The following is a 17,433-nucleotide window of genomic DNA, read 5'->3' on the forward strand; positions in this document are numbered from 1 at the left end:
AGGGTAGGCTTTATAGGTAGACGGGAATGCGGGCTTTGCAGAACTGCTCGATTTGGCCGGCGTTGGATTGCTGGCCGAACCTGTCTCCGCTGCGGTAGCAGCACATCCAGCCATCAACGTTCCGCCAGCAACCAGCGCCAGCAAAGTCCGAATTCTCATAATCTGTCCCTTTAACCTTATGGTTTTGTAGTCGGGTGGATACCGGCAGAACCGGGATCTCCAAATTCCGCCTGGCCTTCCAGATGGTCGCCGGCAGTATCATCAGCAAGCGTATCCAAATGCATCAACTTCTTGATGAGCGGCGAAATCACTATGACGCCGACGCCGACACCAACGGCCACCCAGCCAACCGTCGAATAAACCTCCAGAACACGATCCGGACCAGCGCCTTCTGCACCAACGGCAGACGCGATCAATCCGGCAGCAAAATTACCGGTTGCCGATGCAAAGAACCAGGTACCCATGATCAGGCTTGCCATGTGACTGGGAGCCAGGCGGTTCATCGCGCTCAAGCCGACAGGAGACAGGCAAAGTTCACCGGTAGTATGCAGCAGATAGATAAGGAAAATGAACAGCACTGGCGTAAGATTGCCGGTTCCCGCAGCCAAAGCACCGGCAACCAGCACCAGGAAACCAGCACCAAGCTGAATCAGTCCCAATCCAAATTTTGCTGGCGCCGAAGGTTCCAGACCTCTGCGCCCCAACATCGTCCAAAGCAGCGCAAATACAGGCGCCAGCAGGACAATGTAAATCGCATTGATCGACTGGAATACCGAAGCGGGCACTTCGATACCCAGAATGTTCCGATCGACGCTCCGGTCCGTAAACAGGTTCAGCGAAGAACCGGCTTGTTCGAACAAGGCCCAGAAAAGGATCGAACCGAAGATCAGGAACATGGCTGCAAAGATGCGATCACGGTCCTGCGGCTCGAGCTTGGCAACTGCTGTGTAGAGGACGTAAATCACCAATATCGCACCAGCGATTCCCAGCAAAGAACCGACCAACGCCTGATACTGGATCAGCACCCAGACCAGACCAACGGTGGCAAAGCTTAGTATATAGAGCAACCATTCGAATTTGATGCCGCCTACTTTGCTCTCGAGAAGCGCGGGATCATTCGCTTCACCGCGACCCACCAGCAAAGGCTTGCCCCAGATAAACACGAACAGTCCAAGCAGCATTCCCAGTCCGGCGGCTCCGAAGCCATAGGACCAGCCATAAGTCTGACCCAGCCAGCCGGCAATGATCGCGCCCAGTGCTGCCCCAAGATTGATGCCCATGTAGAAAATCGTATAGGCTGGATCGCGACGGATGTCGGTGCGGGTATAGAGTTGACCGACGATGACCGATATATTGGCTTTCAAAAAGCCCGAGCCAACAATGATGAAGGCAAGTGCCAGCCAGAAAATATTGATCGCAGGATCAGCCTGTCCGGCCCCGTCACCCTCGAACGCCATCAGGAAGTGACCGAAAGTAAGTAACAGGGCGCCAAAAGCAACGGCTTTGCGCTGCCCAAGATAGCGATCAGCGAGATAGCCGCCAACCACCGGAGTGATGTACACTAGAGCAGTATAGGCCCCGTAAATAATCCCCGCTTCGCTATCCGAAAACATCCAGTGCTGAACCAGATAGAAGATGAGCAGGGCGCGCATGCCGTAATAGGAAAAGCGCTCCCACATCTCCGCGAAAAAAAGTACGAACAGACCTTTGGGATGGCCAAGAAATGTCCCTCTTGCATCGCCCGATTCCAGATACTGACCCGCCATTTATGAACTCCCCAACAATTGAATTGGGCTGTCTATTGCAACCCGGTTGAACGGCACCCTAATGAAAAAAATGCGCAAGTGAAGCAGATTGTTTCAACCGAGACCGCTTTTGTTGCGAAATCTGCTTGCAATCACTCTCGCCTCTCCCAAGGTGGCGGTCATGAGCCAAAACCGATATAATGATTTGAGCAGTCTTGCAGCCTATTTGCCCTCTCGCCGTTCCGGGCGGCCGCGCAACATGGTTGCACCCGGGCCAAACGACGAGCAGATCGAACAGATCGTCACCAATGCGCTGCGGACTCCGGATCACGGCAAGCTGGCACCCTGGCGGGTTATCGCGATCGCTGCTGACCAGCGTGAACAACTCGCGCAAGGTTTCAAATCGGCATATCTGAAGGAGAATCCGTCCGCCGGCCGGCTCGAAATAGAGGGGCTGGAAGCGTTGGCACACGAGGCGCCGGTTCTGCTGGTCCTGCTGTCTTCCCCGGTCCTGTCGTCCAAAATTCCGGCGTGGGAACAGCACCTCAGCTGCGGTGCCTTTGCGATGAACATCCTCCACGCGGCGCATGCGAAGGGCTTTGTCGGCGGCTGGATTACTGGCTGGCCCGCCTATAATGACGATGTACGCGACATGTTCGGTTCCGCCCCGGAAAAAATTGCGGGTTTCCTTTACTTCGGGACATCCAATGCCGAACTCAGCGAACGACCAAGACCGGAGCTCAAGGATATATTGTCCGTCTGGACACCAGTTCTGCCGGAATAATTCGTTGCAATCGCAACCAAATGTCTGGAATTACTCAACATATCCCTTGCCTGCATGGCTGTATTATGGCAGTGAGGCAGCATGAACAATACAAGCAAACCTGTCTATCTGAAATTGCGGGACATTATCGCTGAATCCATATTGGATGGCGAGTATCGTGAAGGCGACATGTTGCCGTCGGTCCGCGTTTTTGCCGCCGACCAGGGCGCCAACCCGCTAACCGTCGCCAAAGCCTATCAGGGATTCCAGGAGGACGGACTGGTCACGGTAAAGCGTGGCGTCGGGATGTTTGTCGCGGCCGGCGCAAAAGATCGCCTGCGCCAATCGCAAAGAGAAGATTTCATCAAGAACATCTGGCCACCAGTCGAGCGCCAGATGAAGCGACTCGATTTGTCGATCGATGATCTGGTGAAAAGCGAAGCCTGAGCGGTATTCGGCTTTTGACCTTATCCCTTAGCAGCGCGGGCGCGCCATAGGCTTTCCCGATAGGCAGAGTTTTCGGGCATGATGGCAACCGCCTTTTTAAGGAGGGCTACCGCATCTTCCTTGCGCCCTTTATCCGCCAGCAACGCCAGCCCGTATAGATGCGAGACCACCGGACTGGAGGGTTGTACGCGATAAGCGACCCTGCCCGCGGCGATAGCTTTTTCCGTCTGTCCAAGACCGGTATAGGCTTGGGTCAGGCCGGCCATGATCAACGCATCATTTTCACCCAGTCGCTTGCGAAGATTCTCGAGAATATGGGCGGCCACCGCCCAGCTTTCGGTTTCGAGATGGGCATAAGCCATCCAGCGCAGTCCGGCGATATTGCTCGGATTATAATTGAGAAATTGCGCCAGGGTTTCACCCGATTGTTGCATCGCGCCCTTCGACCGGGAAACCTCTACCATGCGCAGCATCACCGGTTCAGAAAAACGGATGCTGCGGGCGCGTTCCAGCGCGTCGAGCGCGTCGTCGAAATTGCCCATCGCGGCGGCAACATCGGCTACCAGTATATGGGCATCGCTCGCGCCCGGATTGCCCTCCTGTAGCCGCCGTGCCTCGGCCAAGGCCGTGATAAAGTCACCAACATTATAAAGCTCGCGAATATAAGGAACCACCGCCCTTGCATCAGTCGGATTTCGCTGCGCTTCTGCCTGTAATATGCCAAGCGGCACTGCGGCGGTGATCGCGCCTTCCTGGCCACTATCATGGATGGCCGCGCGATTCATCACACCCGCCGCCTGACCACGTTCATCGATCGCCTCGAGCGCCCTTCCGGCCAGCCACAAAGCATAAGGATTCGCCCCGTTCCGATTGACCTGCGGCTTGAGCACTTCGACCGCATCGACCACACTTCCAGCAAGATAGAGCGAACGGGCGAGCAGATTTTGCGCTTGCCTATTGTCCGGCTGCATCGACACCAGTCGGCCGAACCTATCGACAGCTGCGTTATAATTGCCCTCACCATGCTCGATGATCCCCTGAACCAGCAAAACGGCTGGGACATTGTCGATCGCACCTTCGGTTTGGAGCATCAACCGTCTGGCGAGACCAAAATTGCTCGCCCGGGCCGCGAGCACCGCCTGCATGAAAAAGGCACGCGGGTTGCGGCCATCGAGCGCAATGATCTTGCGCGCGACCGTCAGCATTTCTGTCATCCGTCCCATATCGCCGAGCGTCGCGGCATATTCCGTCAACAGCGGCACGTCATTGGGGTCTATCTGCAGCGCTCGCTCGAACCATGGCAGAGCAGCACCCAGACCGAACTGAAATCGCAGCAACTCGCCGCGATATTGCAATGCGCGAATATTGTTGGGATCCAGTTTGACCGCTTCGTCTACAGCATTGGTTGCACCGGCCTGATCCCCGGAATCAGCCCTGAATCGGGCAATGTCTACCCAAAGGTCTGGATTTCGGCCATCCAGCTCCATAGCCCGGTTGAACGACAGCCGCGCCAGTTGCTCCTCTCCCGTTTGCACAGCCAGCTTTCCCATGATGCGAGCCGCATAACCTTGATGCTCCGACGGGATATCATCCGCCAGCAACTGGTCGCGAGCCTGTTGTGCCCTGCCCTGCAAGAACAAGGCATGGCCATAGAGATGCCTTACCTGAGCAGGATCCAGGCCAAGACCCAAGGCCCGGTCAATTTCCGCTTCGGCGGCAATTCCGTCGTAGAGGCTCAACAAGATTTCGGCTTGCGCCACCCGCGCGTCAATCCACTGCGGATCGGCCTTGATCGCGTTCATCAGTTCGATCCGCGCCGATCTTGCATCACCACGGGCGCGAAACTGCTCGGCGTTTGCAAAGGCCTGCCGTGCATCGGCATTGCCTTCATCCGCGGCAAAGATCGCCGTCGGAACTGCGACCACACCTACCGCTAGCACAGCGGCCAGGATGGCCGGCTTGCCAAAGGAACCCAATTTCTGGAAACAAGAGTTCACCATGGCCTAGCTGGCTTGCTGCAACTTATATTGCTTGAGCAGATCATATAATGTCGGGCGACTGATACCGAGCAATTTCGCCGCATTGGAAATATTGCCGCTGGTCTGGGATATGGCGCGCAGGATTGCCGATCGGTCGGCAGCTTCCCGCGCCGCTTTCAGGTTCAGCAGATCGGTCGCCGCATTTTCGTCTACTTCCAGGTCCAGATCTTTTGCGCCGATCATCTTGCCATCGGCCATGATCACCGCACGCTTGATCCGGTTTTCCAGTTCGCGGACATTACCGGGCCAGTGCCACGCTTCGAGCGCCGCGAGGGCATCCGGGGCGAGTCCTTTCACCGCCGGATTAATCTCCGCAGCAAATTTTTTCTGGAAATGCCGAGCAAGAAGGCTGACATCGCCCGATCGACCGGACAATGACGGAATTTTGATCACGATTTCGGCAAACCGGTAATAAAGATCTTCGCGAAACGCATTTTCCTTGATCATTTTTTCAAGATTTTGATGGGTTGCACAAACGATCCGCGTGTCAACCGGGATCGCTTTTCGGCCTCCGATCCTCTCGATGACGCGTTCTTGCAGAAAGCGCAGCAATTTCACTTGTAACGGCAACGGAATGTCTCCCACTTCGTCCAGGAAAAGCGTACCGCCATCGGCTTGCTCGATCTTACCTTCGGTCGTCTTTATCGCGCCGGTGAACGCACCCTTTTCGTGTCCGAACAATTCGGACTCCAGCAAATTTTCCGGAATGGCCGCGCAGTTTATCGCTACAAATGCCTTGTCGCGCCGGTCGCTTGCTTCATGCAGGCCTTTCGCCAGTAATTCCTTGCCTGTCCCGCTCGCGCCCAGCAGCATGACCGATGCATTTGTATTTGCCACGCGCTCGATCATCTGCGCGATTTTCAGCATTTCAGGGGCGCCCGTGACAATCTGGCCCAGAATATATCCCTCGCCATTGCCCCGTGCAGCGAGGCTGGCATTTTCCTGTTCCAGTTTGTGGACATGAAAGGCTCGCCGGACAATCAAGCCCAGTTCGTCAATATCCACCGGCTTTTGATAAAAATCCCATGCACCGCCGGAAATCGCCCGCAGCGCGCTGGCTTTTTCGCCATGGCCGGAAGCGACTATCACCTTGGTATCCGGCTTCAGGTTCAATATTGCATCCATCGTCGCGAAACCTTCGGTGGTGCCATCGGGATCAGGCGGCAGGCCGAGATCGAGCGTCACCACATCAGGCTCTTCCGCGCGCAGCATTTCAATCGCCGATTCACGGTCGCCCGCAACAATAACGTCAAAATCGTCATAGGCCCATTTGAGCTGCTTTTGCAGACCCGGATCATCTTCGACAATCAGCAGTTTTTCCCTTTTCGGTTGATTTCTATCCGGCATCACGAGGCCCTTTCATCTGCAAAATTTTCATCCGGTAAACGTTTGGCCAACGGGAGGATCAGCGTGAACCGGCTACCAGCACCTTCCTGGCTCTCGACTTCCAGCCGGCCGTTCATCGCCCGCGCAAGCTCGCGCGCTTCATAAGCACCAATCCCGAAACCGCCCTGTTTGCTGGAAGCAAAGGGTTTAAAAAGCTGGCTGCGGATAAACTCGTTCGACATGACCGTACCCTGGTCACGCACCTCTATGGCAACGCACAGGTCCCGGCGACGCGCATTGATCGCGATCGGCTTGTCTTCCGTGCTGGCGTCGATGGCATTCTGTATGAGATGTCCCAGGATTTGATCTACACGGACCGGATCAGCCATAACCGTCAGATCATCGATCTGGGTGGTTTCCATGTTGTGCAAAATGCGTTTTTTCTCGATGATTGACTGGACCAGTTCCCGCACTTTTACAGGCTTGGGTTCTTCCTGCTTCGCCTTGTTATGTTGCGACAATCGTTCGAGCAGTCCATTCATCTTGTCTGCTGAATCCTGTAATGTTTCAATCATATCGGCTCTGAATTCGGGGTTTTCGGCATGGCGCTTGGCATTCCGCGCCAGCAGGCTTAACTGGCTGACCAGATTTTTGATATCGTGCATGATGAACGCCATCCGGCGGTTGAACTCATCAAATCTTTGCGCTTCGGACAGCGATTCCTGGCTGCGGGCCTCGGCCAGATAACTTGCAACCTGACGCCCGACCACGCGCAGCATATCAAGATCTTCCCAGTCCAGTGTGCGATTGATTCGCGGACGCGCGAGCAGCATCAGCCCCGTAAGCCGGTCAAAATGGACAAGCGGAACCGCCACCCAAGTTCGCTCGTCTCTGGTCATCCAGTCCGGAATGGCGGCCGCATCGCATTTCTCATCCTGATCCGTACGCAGGGCATCAAATTCTACGATATGGCTGGAATCTTCAAAAAATGAGATCGTCCGGTTCGAACAAGCGCGCGCGGGAACCTCGATCGAGGACCAGTTCCAGCGAGATTGCAGCACCAGTTGACCGGAATCGTCCGGCATAAGCAAAATACCCGCTGGTGAATCCGTGATATCCGCAATCGCCTTTATCACCCGTTCATGGAAAGGCGCGCTATCTGCACCGGGGCGGCCGATCGTATCGGTAAAGCGAATCCACTCTGATCTATAATCATAACGGTGCTGGAAGAAATTCTTGGCCAACTTGACCTTAAGCCATGCGCGAAACCTTCCCGAAGGGAGCAGGAGCAAGGCGCCAATCGACGTGCCGAACAGAAAACTGATCTGGGCCAGGCGCGCATAGTCACCACCGATGATTTGCAGTGCGGTCGCGATTACGACCATCATAAGCAGATAGCTGCCGATCGCGACCAGTGACAGCGAACGGAAAGCGACGCTCCGGGAGAGCGTCAAGTTCCATTCCGTGTTGCGGACCGACGCGAGCGCCAATATCGGCGCAATAACCGCCATCGTGGGCCCCCGCATCGCGTGCAGTTCCGTGGGCAATTGCTGCGTCAGATAGGTAATCGTGAACAGATTGAGATCGAACGTCCAGATCGCCGCCAGCGACGCCATCGGCAGCCGTATTCCCCAGCGCGTCTCGGGTGCGGAAATCGAATATAGATTATGCACGAGCACCAGCGCACCTACGGCAAAGATCATCCGCAAGACCAGCGAGGTATACAGCGTGACATTTTCAAGCCGCGGACTTCCTGCAAAAACAGGTAGCAGGGCATCGACGATCATCTGGCCAACCAGTACAAACGCCAGCGCGACATAAATGCCGTTGACAGTCTTCGGTTCATCGCGCCCCTCGCCGGCTCGCAACAGGATGAACATGAAGGCGAGCCAGCCGAAGTTACGCAGTGTCTCGGCAAAGCGCGAGATCGGCGACAAGAACCCCTCGACCGCAACCGACAGCGCCCAGAAACTGGTCAATGTTATCGCAACAACCAACCATATTTGCTGATGATTGCGATCGACCCTGCGCTGAAATTGCCAGATCGCCAGGGCGCCAAACAAGATGGCGGCAACCCCGTGCCCGAACGTGCTGATATGGCCGAGAAGCGATCCCATTTCAGCGCGCGCCCTCCGGCCAGAGGACAACACGGATCGTCTGCAAAATGATCAGCAAATCCAGAAAAGGCGTGTAGTTTTTAGCGTAATAGAGGTCATATTCCAGCTTGTGCCGAGCGTCCTCGATCGATGCGCCGTAAGGATAGTTGATCTGCGCCCAACCGGTTATGCCTGGCTTCACGATATGCCGCTCGGTATAGAAAGGCATTTTGGTTTGCAGATCGTCAACAAATTGCGGCCGTTCGGGACGAGGACCGACAAAACTCATCTCGCCCTTCAACACGCTCCAGGCCTGGGGCAATTCATCGATGCGGACTTTGCGAATGAAGCGGCCGATGCGGGTTATCCGCGGATCATTTTCCGCCGCCCAGATCGCTTTTCCGCCGACTTCGGCATCAGCGCGCATGGAGCGAAGTTTCAAAATGCTGAAATTCTGGCCATAGAGCCCGACCCGCTCCTGTCTGAAAAAGGACCCGCCCCGGCTTTCCAGCTTGATAAGCAGGGCAAAAAGCAAAATTACTGGCCCTGTAAGCAACAGCAGCAAAAAGCTCAGAAAGATGTCAAATCCCCGCTTGAATGCGGTGGACAGGCGGCGACCCGATGAGAAACCGTCCGAAAAGATAAACCAGCTGGGGTTCACGCTATCCAGATCAACCCGTCCGGTCTCACGCTCTAGAAAACTCGACATGTCATTGACATGGACACCGGTCGTCTTGATCGTGAGCAGGTCCGCAACCGGAAGCGAATTGCGTCGTTCTTCAAGCGCCAGAACCACTTCGCTCACCTCGAGGTCGATTACATGTTGCGGCAAATTGGCGATATCCTGCCGCCGCACAGCGCCATCAATCCTGCTCGGGCCTTCGTTCATGTCGACATAGCCGGCAATGATGAATCCGCTGTCCTGCCGCTTTTCCAGCACGGCGATCCGCCCGGCACGCGGACCTGCACCGAGAATCAGCAACCGACGCTTGAAGCTGTCGCTGTCGAGAACGGTGCCCAGTATAACACGGATGACCATCAGGGATACGATCGCCAACACCATGGCGTAGAGAGAATTGGAGCGCCACAGCGTGATACCGGGCATCGCGAAGGCTAGTAGCGAAAGGAAAATCACACCTAGAGAAATCGCGACCATGATGCGAGCGGCAGCGAAACGCATGGATTGCAGCGCTTCTGGCCCGTAAACACCAACCGCTATCAGCGCCAACTGAAGGGCAAAGGCGAAACTGAAAACCGGGCCGGGCCGATCGTAGATCGAACCAACCGCCATGTCGATCTGGAGGGCGCGCAATATCCAGCCAGCTTCTGCTGCCATCAGCAGCAGCAGGAAATCAATCAAACCCAGAAAAAGTACCGGATATGGGATGTAATGCTTGAACAAACGGATCATATTGCACGCGTTCTTTCCTTGACCCGTATAGCCCATAAGGAAAATTGGTTATCTGTCGGTAAATTTTACAAGATAGATTGCGAGAAATCGCTGCCTATCGTCAAAACTGTTCAATCTACCGACAGTTTGTCAATGCGCAGCTAATCGTTTAACGGTCCACGCTAGTCGTTGACAAAGTCAAACGGCGTCAATCCGCGTTCCCGTTCGTTAAATGTAAGAGGCCGACTTCGCGGCGGTGCCGAACGCTGTGAACATTGCGGACGTGTGCAGGCCGGACAACCCAGACCAATAGGATCCGCATGCTCGACACCCAGATCCTTGCCCCGGGCGTAATGCAGAGTCGAAGCAACGTCCGCGGCAACCCCCAATCCAATGGCAAAGGCCGGAGTATATCCACCAGCCCCGGAGCCGATGCCTTGCACCGCCCGGGACAGGGTAAACCATGTCGAACCGTCTTCCAGCGCCACCAGTTGAGAGCGGATTTCTGCAGGCTGTTCGAAAACGCGGTGGATGTCCCAGAGCGGACAGCGATGGGCGCTTTCCACCAGCGGGGCTTTGCTGGCACCGGCATAGCGTTTGGAGATCATCCCCGACCGATCGATCCTGACCATGAAAAACGGCAGGCCACGCGATCCGACGCGCTGCAAAGTGGTCAGCCGATGGGCAACCTGCTCGAAGCCGGCGCCAAAACGACGCTGGAGCAGCTGGATACGGTAACCGGTCTGCTCGCAGGCTTTCAGAAATCGTTCGTACGGCATCATCAATGCTGCAGCAAAATAGCTCGACAAATGGCGCCGGAACAGTTTCTCGGCAGAACGGTCGGTGAAATGACCTCCGGCTGCCAGCGCATCGATTTCTCCCTTGGCCTCGATTTGGCCGAGCAACAACGCCGCCTGGAATGTGCGGGAAGCCGGATCGAGCATTTCGGACAGCTGGAGTTGTCGTGCGTGCAGATCGAGGCGGCGCAGCTTGTCCGAGAGCACGGTTTCAGGCAATATGCGGATCATCAGCTGGTGCTTGACGCGCAGTCTTTCGGCTATCGCGCCGTAAAGATCCCCCGCACCGAGGCGCAGTTCGTCAGCAAGTTCCTCGGCCATCGTATCAAGATCGGCAAAATGGTTGCGCCAACGTTCGATTTCGCGGCGGACGGACTGGATCGGGTCCGGAACGGTCGCTTCCCCGGTCTCTCCGACGGTCTTGCGATTATCAAATAGTCGTACAAAAGCCTCCGCACTATTCGGTGAGGCAATCAACCATTCCTCCAGTTCGGTGCGATCGATCGACAAGTCTTCAAACAAAGGATCGGTCAGCCGTTGCCGGATCGCATCAATGCCGCCTCCCGGTTCCGCCGCAATCAACTGTCGTGGATCAAAATCGAATCTTTCCGCTAGCAACAGCATCAAACGGGCGCTGAGCGGCCGCTGATTCCGCTCGATGAGATTGAGGTAACTGGGCGAAATATCCAGTGCCTGGGCTAAAGCGACCTGCGTCATTGCTGCGCTACGGCGAAGTCTTTTGATCGCCGCACCGGCAAAAAGTTTGGGATTTGTCATCACCCGTCTATGTAAATTTATTTACAACATTTCAAGATATATGGCGTTTGCGCGATAATTTCTGTGACAACGGGGCAGACGCATGATCCGCGTTGACCAAAGAACAAATGGCATCCGTTACCGCGCCGGGTAAGTGTTTCTTAACCGCATCGGGTTATTTTCGGATATATATCTAACAGACATCGGTGCTTTACCATGATCAAAGAATCCATCCTTTTTGTTGCAGCCACCGGGGTCCTCATCTATTTTGTGACGCCGTCGGATGATACTGTCGAAACCGGCGCGGTTTCGGAAGATGCGCAAAAACCGGTCACCCGGGCTCCCCAGACTTCAGATGACGGTTGGGGTTATGACGACGAGGAAGAAGAGGAAGAGTCTTTTGTTTTCGGCGAACCGATCAACGACGCGGCAGATGACGATGACGATAATTCCTCGGATGAAGAGGACGACAGCGATCGCAGGGAACAAGCTGAGAGCAGGGAAACCGCACCCAAGCCGGTCAGCAGAAGCCGCCAGAAGTCTTCTGCAAACAGCCCTCAGCCCAATGAACAAGGTGGCGTTAACAATCCGATCATATTCGCAACCAAAAACCCCTCGAATCCGGTCGACGACTAGCCGACGTCCCGGGTTAAATCGCGGCGATATTCAGCAACACTGATTGCGGCATGGCGATAACGGGGATGGTCAATCTCCGCCATCACCTGCCCTCGGACGCTTTTCCGGTTTTCGATCAACTCGCCGGTAAACTTTTCCTTACGGACAACGTTTCAATTGATAGATTTCCGGCGCGATGATGAAATCGAAACGGTTCCGGTCGACGATAGTGACCGGACCATCCATCCGGAAACGTCCGCCCGCTTCACCGGTTTCCTCGTCAATCGCCAGGTCGTCGAGACTCAGCACCAACTCGCTTTGCTGCCAGTTCCACGTCCCGACCAGATCCTCGGAGACAAAATTACCGCCCGCAATCATCGTCCAGTTGGTCGGTGCGTCACAACCTTCATCCACAAACGACCATCGTCCTTCAAAGTAGACCGCGTCAATTTCGTCAGGTGACTGGGCGGCGGCCCACCCGGATGGCAGTGCCAGCAACACGAAAAGAAAGCACCGCCAGTCCATCTATTTTTTCATGATGTCCAAGGCCGCAGCGGTCAGCGCCTCGGCACCCGTCATGATCACCTGTTCTGCATCGGGTGCCCAAAACGGACTGTGCAGCGATGGCAATTTGGTGCCCTCGGTCTGGGCCGCCTGATATTCCGCCATCGGGACCCCGCCGACCCAGAATATCATGCTGTTGATGGTCTCGTCGGCGCGGCGAAAGCGGCTGAAATCTTCTCCGCCCATCACCGGTTTCGATTGCACGACGCGATCCTTGCCAAAGCGTGTTTCAAACAGCTTCGCCATTTCCAGGGTGAATTCCGGACTATTGTAAGTCGCCGGCGTAAACTCCGCGTCGCGCAACGAGACAACCGGCATCCGGTCCTCGGGCATGCCGGCGGCGATTGCTTCACCTCTCGCGATTCGCTTGATCCCGTCGAGCAGCTTGGCCCGCGTATCGTCGCCATAGCTACGCACGGTGATCAGCAGAAGAGCTTCATCGGAGATGATATTATGTTTGGAACCCGCCTGGAAACTGCCGACGGTGACCACCGCAGGGTCTTGCGGATCGATTTCACGGCTGACCAGTGTCTGTAGCGAGCCGACAATCCGGCTGGCGAGAACAACAGGGTCCTTGGTCGTGTGCGGATAGGCGCCATGTCCGCCAACGCCCTTCACCAGTATATCGACGCTATCGACATTCGCCAGAGCAAAGCCCGGCGAATATCCGATAAACCCTGCCGGCGCTCCAGCCGCATCATGAAAGGCAATCGCATGATCGGGCTTGGGGAAACGGGTATAGAGGCCGTCCTCCAGCATCGCCAAGGCACCCTCTCCCGTCTCCTCGGCGGGCTGCAGTATCATCACCAAAGTTCCGGCCCATTGATCCTTGCGCGCCACCAGCTGCCGGGCCGTCGCGACCCAGCCGGTCATATGGGTATCGTGGCCACAGGCGTGCATCACATATGTGTCATTGCCCTGACGGGTTTTGGCTTTAGCGGTTGACGCAAAGGCCAGTCCGGTTTTTTCTTCCAGCGGCAGACCATCCATATCGGCGCGGATCAACACGGTTGGTCCCTCGCCATTTTCCATAACCGCAACCACGCCGGTGCCGCCGACTTTTTCGGTGACGGTAAAGCCCAGACGCCGGGCTTCGGCCGCCAGTTTTGCGGCGGTACGAACTTCCTCGCCGCTCAGTTCGGGATTGGCATGAAGATCACGGTAAATTTCCATCAGCGATGGCAGGTCCGCGGAAATTGCATCCTTCAACCCGTCGGCCTGTGCCGGAGAAACCGCCAGTACAGAAGCCGCCGCGAGCAAAGCAAATTTTGAAAATTTCCGCATGTTCAATCATCCTCAAATTATCTTGTCTATCCATGACTAATCGCATTGGTCCCGCTTGTCAGGTTCAAAATTTCGTCTCGCGGGCGCGCGCTGTCACTGGGCCGTCCAGCCCCCGTCGATCGAGATATTCGCGCCGGTGATCGAGCGGGCGTCATCCTTGCACAGGAATATCGCCAGCGCGGCAATCTGCTCGATCTGGACGAATTCCTTGGTCGGTTGCGGGGCCAGCAGGACATCGTTGATCACCTGTTCGCGGGTCAGTCCGCGCACTTCCATAGTGTTGGGTATCTGCCCCTCGACCAGCGGCGTCCAGGTATAGCCCGGAGAAATGGTGTTGACGGTTATCCCGTGCGTCGCGACTTCCAGAGCGACGGTCTTGCCGAACCCGTCCATCGCGTGCTTCGCGGCATTATAGGCAGACTTATAGGGACTAGCGACCTTGCTGTGCATCGAACCGGTATTGATGATCCGGCCCCATGCCTTCTCCTTCATTCCCGGCAGCACCGCCTTGGTGGTGTGGAAGGCGCTGTTCAGGATGATGTCCATGATTGCGTTCCATTTATCTTCGGGAAATTCATCGACAGGGGCGACAAACTGGATACCGGCATTGTTGATCAATATATCGACCGTTCCCAATTGCTCGGCACAATCGCTGCACATCTGACGGATTTCTTCCGGCTTGGTCATGTCGGCATTGCTGTAGGCCGCCTTGGCGCCGCTCAGCGATTCCAGTTCCTGGCGGAGAGATTCAATCTCGCCTGCATCGCCGAAACCGTTGATCATCACCGCCGCGCCTTCTGCTGCCAGCGCTTTTGCATAGCCGCCGCCAATGCCCGATGTGCTACCCGTAATCAGCGCCGTCTTACCCTTCAAAAACATGCAGAATCTCCTTTCGCGCGACCTTAAAAGAGTCGGACCGGACTGCAATGTTTTTGTAAAAGAAAACGGCGATACTTGCGCTTTTCGACAAATCAGGCGAATTGGAAAAATCACAAGGAGACAAATATGCGCCTGGACGATCTGGATCCCAGCAAAAATGTTCGCGATCAGGGCCGCGGCGGAGGCGGCGGTTTTGGCGGCGGCGGTGGTGGAGGCCTTGGGCTGTTGCTCAGTTTCCTGCCGATGTTGCTCGGCCGGAAAATGGGCTGCGGCACGATCTTGCTGATCGGCGGCGCGGCACTTGCCTTCATGTACTTCAGCGGCGGCGGCGGTTTGCAACTGTCCGATGGCACCGGCACCGGCGGGTTCAAGCAAGGCAGCTCAAGCACCAATGTGGCCTGTGATACCGAGGAAGAATTATTCGCCTGTCAGGTCCTCGCTTCGACCGAGCAGACCTGGACCAAACTCTTCCGGCAACAGGGCGAGACCTACCGCCCGACCACCCTCACCTTTTACGACCAGACAGGACAATCGGGCTGCGGCGCAGCACAGGCAGCGATGGGGCCATTTTATTGTCCGGCTGATCAGGGCGTCTATCTCGACACGAGTTTCTTCCGCGAAATGTCGACCCGGATGGGCGCCAAGGGCGATTTTGCACAAGCCTATGTGATTGCGCATGAGGTCGGCCATCATATACAGAATCTCACCGGCGTTGCCGACCAGGTGCGCAAGGCCCAGAGCCGCGCCAGCAAGGCAGAAGGCAATGCGCTTCAGGTTAAGATGGAATTGCAGGCGGATTGCTATGCTGGCGTCTGGGCGGCACAAAATGCCGACCGGATGGAAGCCGGCGACGTCGAGGAAGGGCTGAATGCAGCGCATGCTATCGGTGATGATACGCTGATGCGCGGGGCCGGCCAGACACCGGTCGAGAGCATGTTCACTCATGGTTCGTCCGAGCAGCGCATGGCGTGGCTTCGCAAGGGTATGCAAACCGGCAATCCTGCTTCATGCGATACATTCGCTAGCGGCGCGATCTAGGAAAAAATGGGCTCCAGCAACATGCCGGAGCCCATGTATTTACTACGCGTTTGTCCGGCCCAGACTGCCAGACCAGTCAAGCCGCCGGGTCACGAACATCACCCCGGCCAAAGCCGCAAAGATCAGCAGTGATCCGATGAGCAGTGAATAAGCTTCGAGGCTCAGCAGGATATAGATTGCGCCATATAAGCCAGCGAGCAATCCGCCGATTATCGAGGCTCTTCGCCAGCTTGAAAGGACGGACGCCGAATATGCGGTGATCAGCCCGATGGTTGCCAGCGAGGCCGCAACATAAGCAAGCGCGAAGCCAATGATTTCGGCAAAAGCCAGCAGCAGCACGAAGAACAACACCAGCGCGGCGCCGACCAATATATATTGCACCGACGATATTCTCACCCCGCCGATGATGTCGAACAGCAGGAACGCGACAAACGTGAAACCGATGATCAGAAAGCCATATTTGGCGGCCCGGTCGACCTGACCGTAAAGGTCCACCGGCTGGATCAAATCGACGGTCGCGCTGGCCGGAACGGCATTGCCATAGCCAGGACCGCCATAAGACATGTCCTGGGCCCGCATCGGCTGGACCTGTTGGCCCGGATCGGTCGCAATCAGAGACGTGCCCAGCGCCAGATTGGTGATCACATATTTTGCCTTGAAACCGTCGGCAGCAACTGTTCTGCTTTCGGGAAGAAAGCTGCCTGCAAAACTGGGGTGCGGCCATTCCGACTGGACGGTCCAATCGGTCTGGCCGGCATTGGGCGCTATTGTCAGGCTTTGATGGCCTTTGAACCGGACATTAAATTCAGCCTCGATCGCGCCAGCCTCCAGCGCGCTGCCATCGACGAAGGCAAAGAAACCGCTATTGCCCGTTTCGCCGAGACCCTTGCCGGGCTGCAGTTCAAGGTTCTTGCCATTGACAACCACCTTGTTGTCCCCCGCCAGACCACGAGCATCCGACAAGCCGAATCGCAGTTCCGCCCGACCGAAGTCAATCTGGTCGCGGGTCACGCCATAGCGCTCCAGATCATCGGGCAGTTTGAAGACGGCGGAACCGGCAATCGCCGTGTCATAGACAATGACCTCGTAAATCGCGCGTTTTTTGGTTTCGGTGTTCAATTTGCTGTCCAGTGTCACCAGCTCTGGCGCAACAAATAACTCACGCGTCACAATATTGGTCCGGGTTACCGTCTTGCCATTTTCTTCAACCGATTCGGTGATCTTGGCGCGATAGGGCAGCACGATTTGAGGGCCGGCAAAAACCTGCTTTCCGCCCCAGCCAGAAACGATTGACTGCTGGGCGGTTTCGCTCTGGCTCTGCCGGTCATAGTTGAGCAGCCAGACGGTGAACAACGGGATGGTGATCAGAAATCCCATCAGCAACACCATCAGGAACTTCCTGCCCGGAGATCGCTCCGGCTTATATTGATCAGCATCATAAGTCGTATTTTCTGTCATGATATTTCCCTCTTCCCTCGCAACAAAGGTTGCTTGCGAGACGCGTGTCTTCGTCTAAACTCCCCGCTGGACCATATCATCCCTTGCGACAAGTAGAGGCGTACATGCGCCGAAACGAAAGGCCGTTATGAATATTTCGGATTGCCACAATGAGAACGACTTCCGTGCGCTCGCTAAAAAACGCCTGCCCTTTCCGATATTTGACTATATCGACGGCGCCGCAGACGACGAGACTC

The 17,433-nt window shown here is 56.0% G+C and carries 14 protein-coding genes; 4 read left to right on the top strand and 10 right to left on the bottom strand.

All coding sequences use genetic code 11. The features are described from left to right. Nucleotides 1-176 precede the first annotated feature (176 nt). A complete protein-coding gene (locus tag WBM93_RS14305; RefSeq protein ID WP_424432539.1) occupies nucleotides 177-1,766 on the bottom strand; it encodes a peptide MFS transporter in 1,590 nt (529 codons plus the stop codon). A gap of 160 nt (nucleotides 1,767-1,926) precedes the next feature. On the opposite strand from WBM93_RS14305, the gene WBM93_RS14310 reads away from it, so the two are divergent. Together WBM93_RS14310 and WBM93_RS14315 are read left to right on the top strand one after the other, a co-directional pair. Next, nucleotides 1,927-2,529, top strand: coding sequence for a nitroreductase family protein (locus WBM93_RS14310; RefSeq protein WP_424432540.1), 603 nt, complete (start codon nucleotides 1,927-1,929; stop codon nucleotides 2,527-2,529). 81 nt (nucleotides 2,530-2,610) lie between these two features. Then, the gene (locus tag WBM93_RS14315; protein WP_424432541.1) at nucleotides 2,611-2,955 is read left to right on the top strand and encodes a GntR family transcriptional regulator; all 345 of its coding nucleotides are present in this window, start codon (nucleotides 2,611-2,613) and stop codon (nucleotides 2,953-2,955) included. Nucleotides 2,956-2,975: 20 nt separating this feature from the next. On the opposite strand, the gene WBM93_RS14320 is transcribed toward WBM93_RS14315, so the two are convergent. From WBM93_RS14320 to WBM93_RS14340, 5 genes are all read right to left on the bottom strand, one after another. Further along, nucleotides 2,976-4,955 (bottom strand): tetratricopeptide repeat protein, encoded by a 1,980-nt coding sequence (locus tag WBM93_RS14320; protein WP_424432542.1) that lies wholly within the window; start codon nucleotides 4,953-4,955, stop codon nucleotides 2,976-2,978. 3 nt (nucleotides 4,956-4,958) lie between these two features. Next, nucleotides 4,959-6,341 (bottom strand): PEP-CTERM-box response regulator transcription factor, encoded by a 1,383-nt coding sequence (prsR, locus tag WBM93_RS14325; protein ID WP_424432543.1) that lies wholly within the window; start codon nucleotides 6,339-6,341, stop codon nucleotides 4,959-4,961. Continuing rightward, a complete protein-coding gene (gene prsK / locus WBM93_RS14330; protein ID WP_424432544.1) occupies nucleotides 6,341-8,437 on the bottom strand; it encodes an XrtA/PEP-CTERM system histidine kinase PrsK in 2,097 nt (698 codons plus the stop codon). Before prsK ends, prsR begins: the two co-directional genes overlap by 1 nt. 1 nt (nucleotide 8,438) lies before the next feature. Beyond that, complete coding sequence (locus tag WBM93_RS14335) at nucleotides 8,439-9,827, bottom strand: TIGR03013 family XrtA/PEP-CTERM system glycosyltransferase (protein WP_424432545.1); 1,389 nt, start codon at nucleotides 9,825-9,827, stop codon at nucleotides 8,439-8,441. A gap of 161 nt (nucleotides 9,828-9,988) precedes the next feature. After that, a complete protein-coding gene (locus WBM93_RS14340; protein ID WP_424432546.1) occupies nucleotides 9,989-11,380 on the bottom strand; it encodes a helix-turn-helix domain-containing protein in 1,392 nt (463 codons plus the stop codon). 195 nt (nucleotides 11,381-11,575) lie between these two features. Between WBM93_RS14340 and WBM93_RS14345 the strand changes: the two genes are divergently transcribed. After that, a complete protein-coding gene (locus WBM93_RS14345; RefSeq protein WP_424432547.1) occupies nucleotides 11,576-11,995 on the top strand; it encodes a hypothetical protein in 420 nt (139 codons plus the stop codon). 138 nt (nucleotides 11,996-12,133) lie between these two features. On the opposite strand, the gene WBM93_RS14350 is transcribed toward WBM93_RS14345, so the two are convergent. The 3 genes from WBM93_RS14350 to WBM93_RS14360 form a co-directional block, all read right to left on the bottom strand. Continuing rightward, a complete protein-coding gene (locus WBM93_RS14350) occupies nucleotides 12,134-12,499 on the bottom strand; it encodes a hypothetical protein (RefSeq protein WP_424432548.1) in 366 nt (121 codons plus the stop codon). Beyond that, nucleotides 12,500-13,822 carry an amidohydrolase gene (locus tag WBM93_RS14355; RefSeq protein ID WP_424432549.1) on the bottom strand — a complete coding sequence of 441 codons (1,323 nt, stop codon included), beginning with the start codon at nucleotides 13,820-13,822 and terminating at the stop codon, nucleotides 12,500-12,502. 93 nt (nucleotides 13,823-13,915) lie between these two features. After that, nucleotides 13,916-14,701 carry a 3-hydroxybutyrate dehydrogenase gene (locus tag WBM93_RS14360; RefSeq protein ID WP_424432550.1) on the bottom strand — a complete coding sequence of 262 codons (786 nt, stop codon included), beginning with the start codon at nucleotides 14,699-14,701 and terminating at the stop codon, nucleotides 13,916-13,918. Nucleotides 14,702-14,827: 126 nt separating this feature from the next. On the opposite strand from WBM93_RS14360, the gene ypfJ reads away from it, so the two are divergent. Continuing rightward, nucleotides 14,828-15,739, top strand: coding sequence for a KPN_02809 family neutral zinc metallopeptidase (gene ypfJ / locus WBM93_RS14365; RefSeq protein ID WP_424432551.1), 912 nt, complete (start codon nucleotides 14,828-14,830; stop codon nucleotides 15,737-15,739). Between the two features lie 42 nt (nucleotides 15,740-15,781). On the opposite strand, the gene creD is transcribed toward ypfJ, so the two are convergent. Continuing rightward, nucleotides 15,782-17,197: a cell envelope integrity protein CreD gene (gene creD / locus WBM93_RS14370; protein ID WP_424432552.1), complete on the bottom strand. Its 1,416-nt coding sequence runs from the start codon at nucleotides 17,195-17,197 to the stop codon at nucleotides 15,782-15,784. Nucleotides 17,198-17,433: the final 236 nt, after the last annotated feature.

The organism is Parasphingorhabdus sp. (assembly GCF_049667325.1).
GTDB lineage: Bacteria > Pseudomonadota > Alphaproteobacteria > Sphingomonadales > Sphingomonadaceae > Parasphingorhabdus.

What these genes read in the sequence shown, in the direction of transcription:
- WBM93_RS14305 (WP_424432539.1), bottom strand. Translation starts at nt 1,766, where the DNA reads ATGGCGGGTCAGTATCTGGAATCGGGCGATGCAAGAGGGACATTTCTT.
- WBM93_RS14310 (WP_424432540.1), top strand. Translation starts at nt 1,927, where the DNA reads ATGAGCCAAAACCGATATAATGATTTGAGCAGTCTTGCAGCCTATTTG.
- WBM93_RS14315 (WP_424432541.1), top strand. Translation starts at nt 2,611, where the DNA reads ATGAACAATACAAGCAAACCTGTCTATCTGAAATTGCGGGACATTATC.
- WBM93_RS14320 (WP_424432542.1), bottom strand. Translation starts at nt 4,955, where the DNA reads ATGGTGAACTCTTGTTTCCAGAAATTGGGTTCCTTTGGCAAGCCGGCC.
- prsR (WP_424432543.1), bottom strand. Translation starts at nt 6,341, where the DNA reads ATGCCGGATAGAAATCAACCGAAAAGGGAAAAACTGCTGATTGTCGAA.
- prsK (WP_424432544.1), bottom strand. Translation starts at nt 8,437, where the DNA reads ATGGGATCGCTTCTCGGCCATATCAGCACGTTCGGGCACGGGGTTGCC.
- WBM93_RS14335 (WP_424432545.1), bottom strand. Translation starts at nt 9,827, where the DNA reads ATGATCCGTTTGTTCAAGCATTACATCCCATATCCGGTACTTTTTCTG.
- WBM93_RS14340 (WP_424432546.1), bottom strand. Translation starts at nt 11,380, where the DNA reads ATGACAAATCCCAAACTTTTTGCCGGTGCGGCGATCAAAAGACTTCGC.
- WBM93_RS14345 (WP_424432547.1), top strand. Translation starts at nt 11,576, where the DNA reads ATGATCAAAGAATCCATCCTTTTTGTTGCAGCCACCGGGGTCCTCATC.
- WBM93_RS14350 (WP_424432548.1), bottom strand. Translation starts at nt 12,499, where the DNA reads ATGGACTGGCGGTGCTTTCTTTTCGTGTTGCTGGCACTGCCATCCGGG.
- WBM93_RS14355 (WP_424432549.1), bottom strand. Translation starts at nt 13,822, where the DNA reads ATGCGGAAATTTTCAAAATTTGCTTTGCTCGCGGCGGCTTCTGTACTG.
- WBM93_RS14360 (WP_424432550.1), bottom strand. Translation starts at nt 14,701, where the DNA reads ATGTTTTTGAAGGGTAAGACGGCGCTGATTACGGGTAGCACATCGGGC.
- ypfJ (WP_424432551.1), top strand. Translation starts at nt 14,828, where the DNA reads ATGCGCCTGGACGATCTGGATCCCAGCAAAAATGTTCGCGATCAGGGC.
- creD (WP_424432552.1), bottom strand. Translation starts at nt 17,197, where the DNA reads ATGACAGAAAATACGACTTATGATGCTGATCAATATAAGCCGGAGCGA.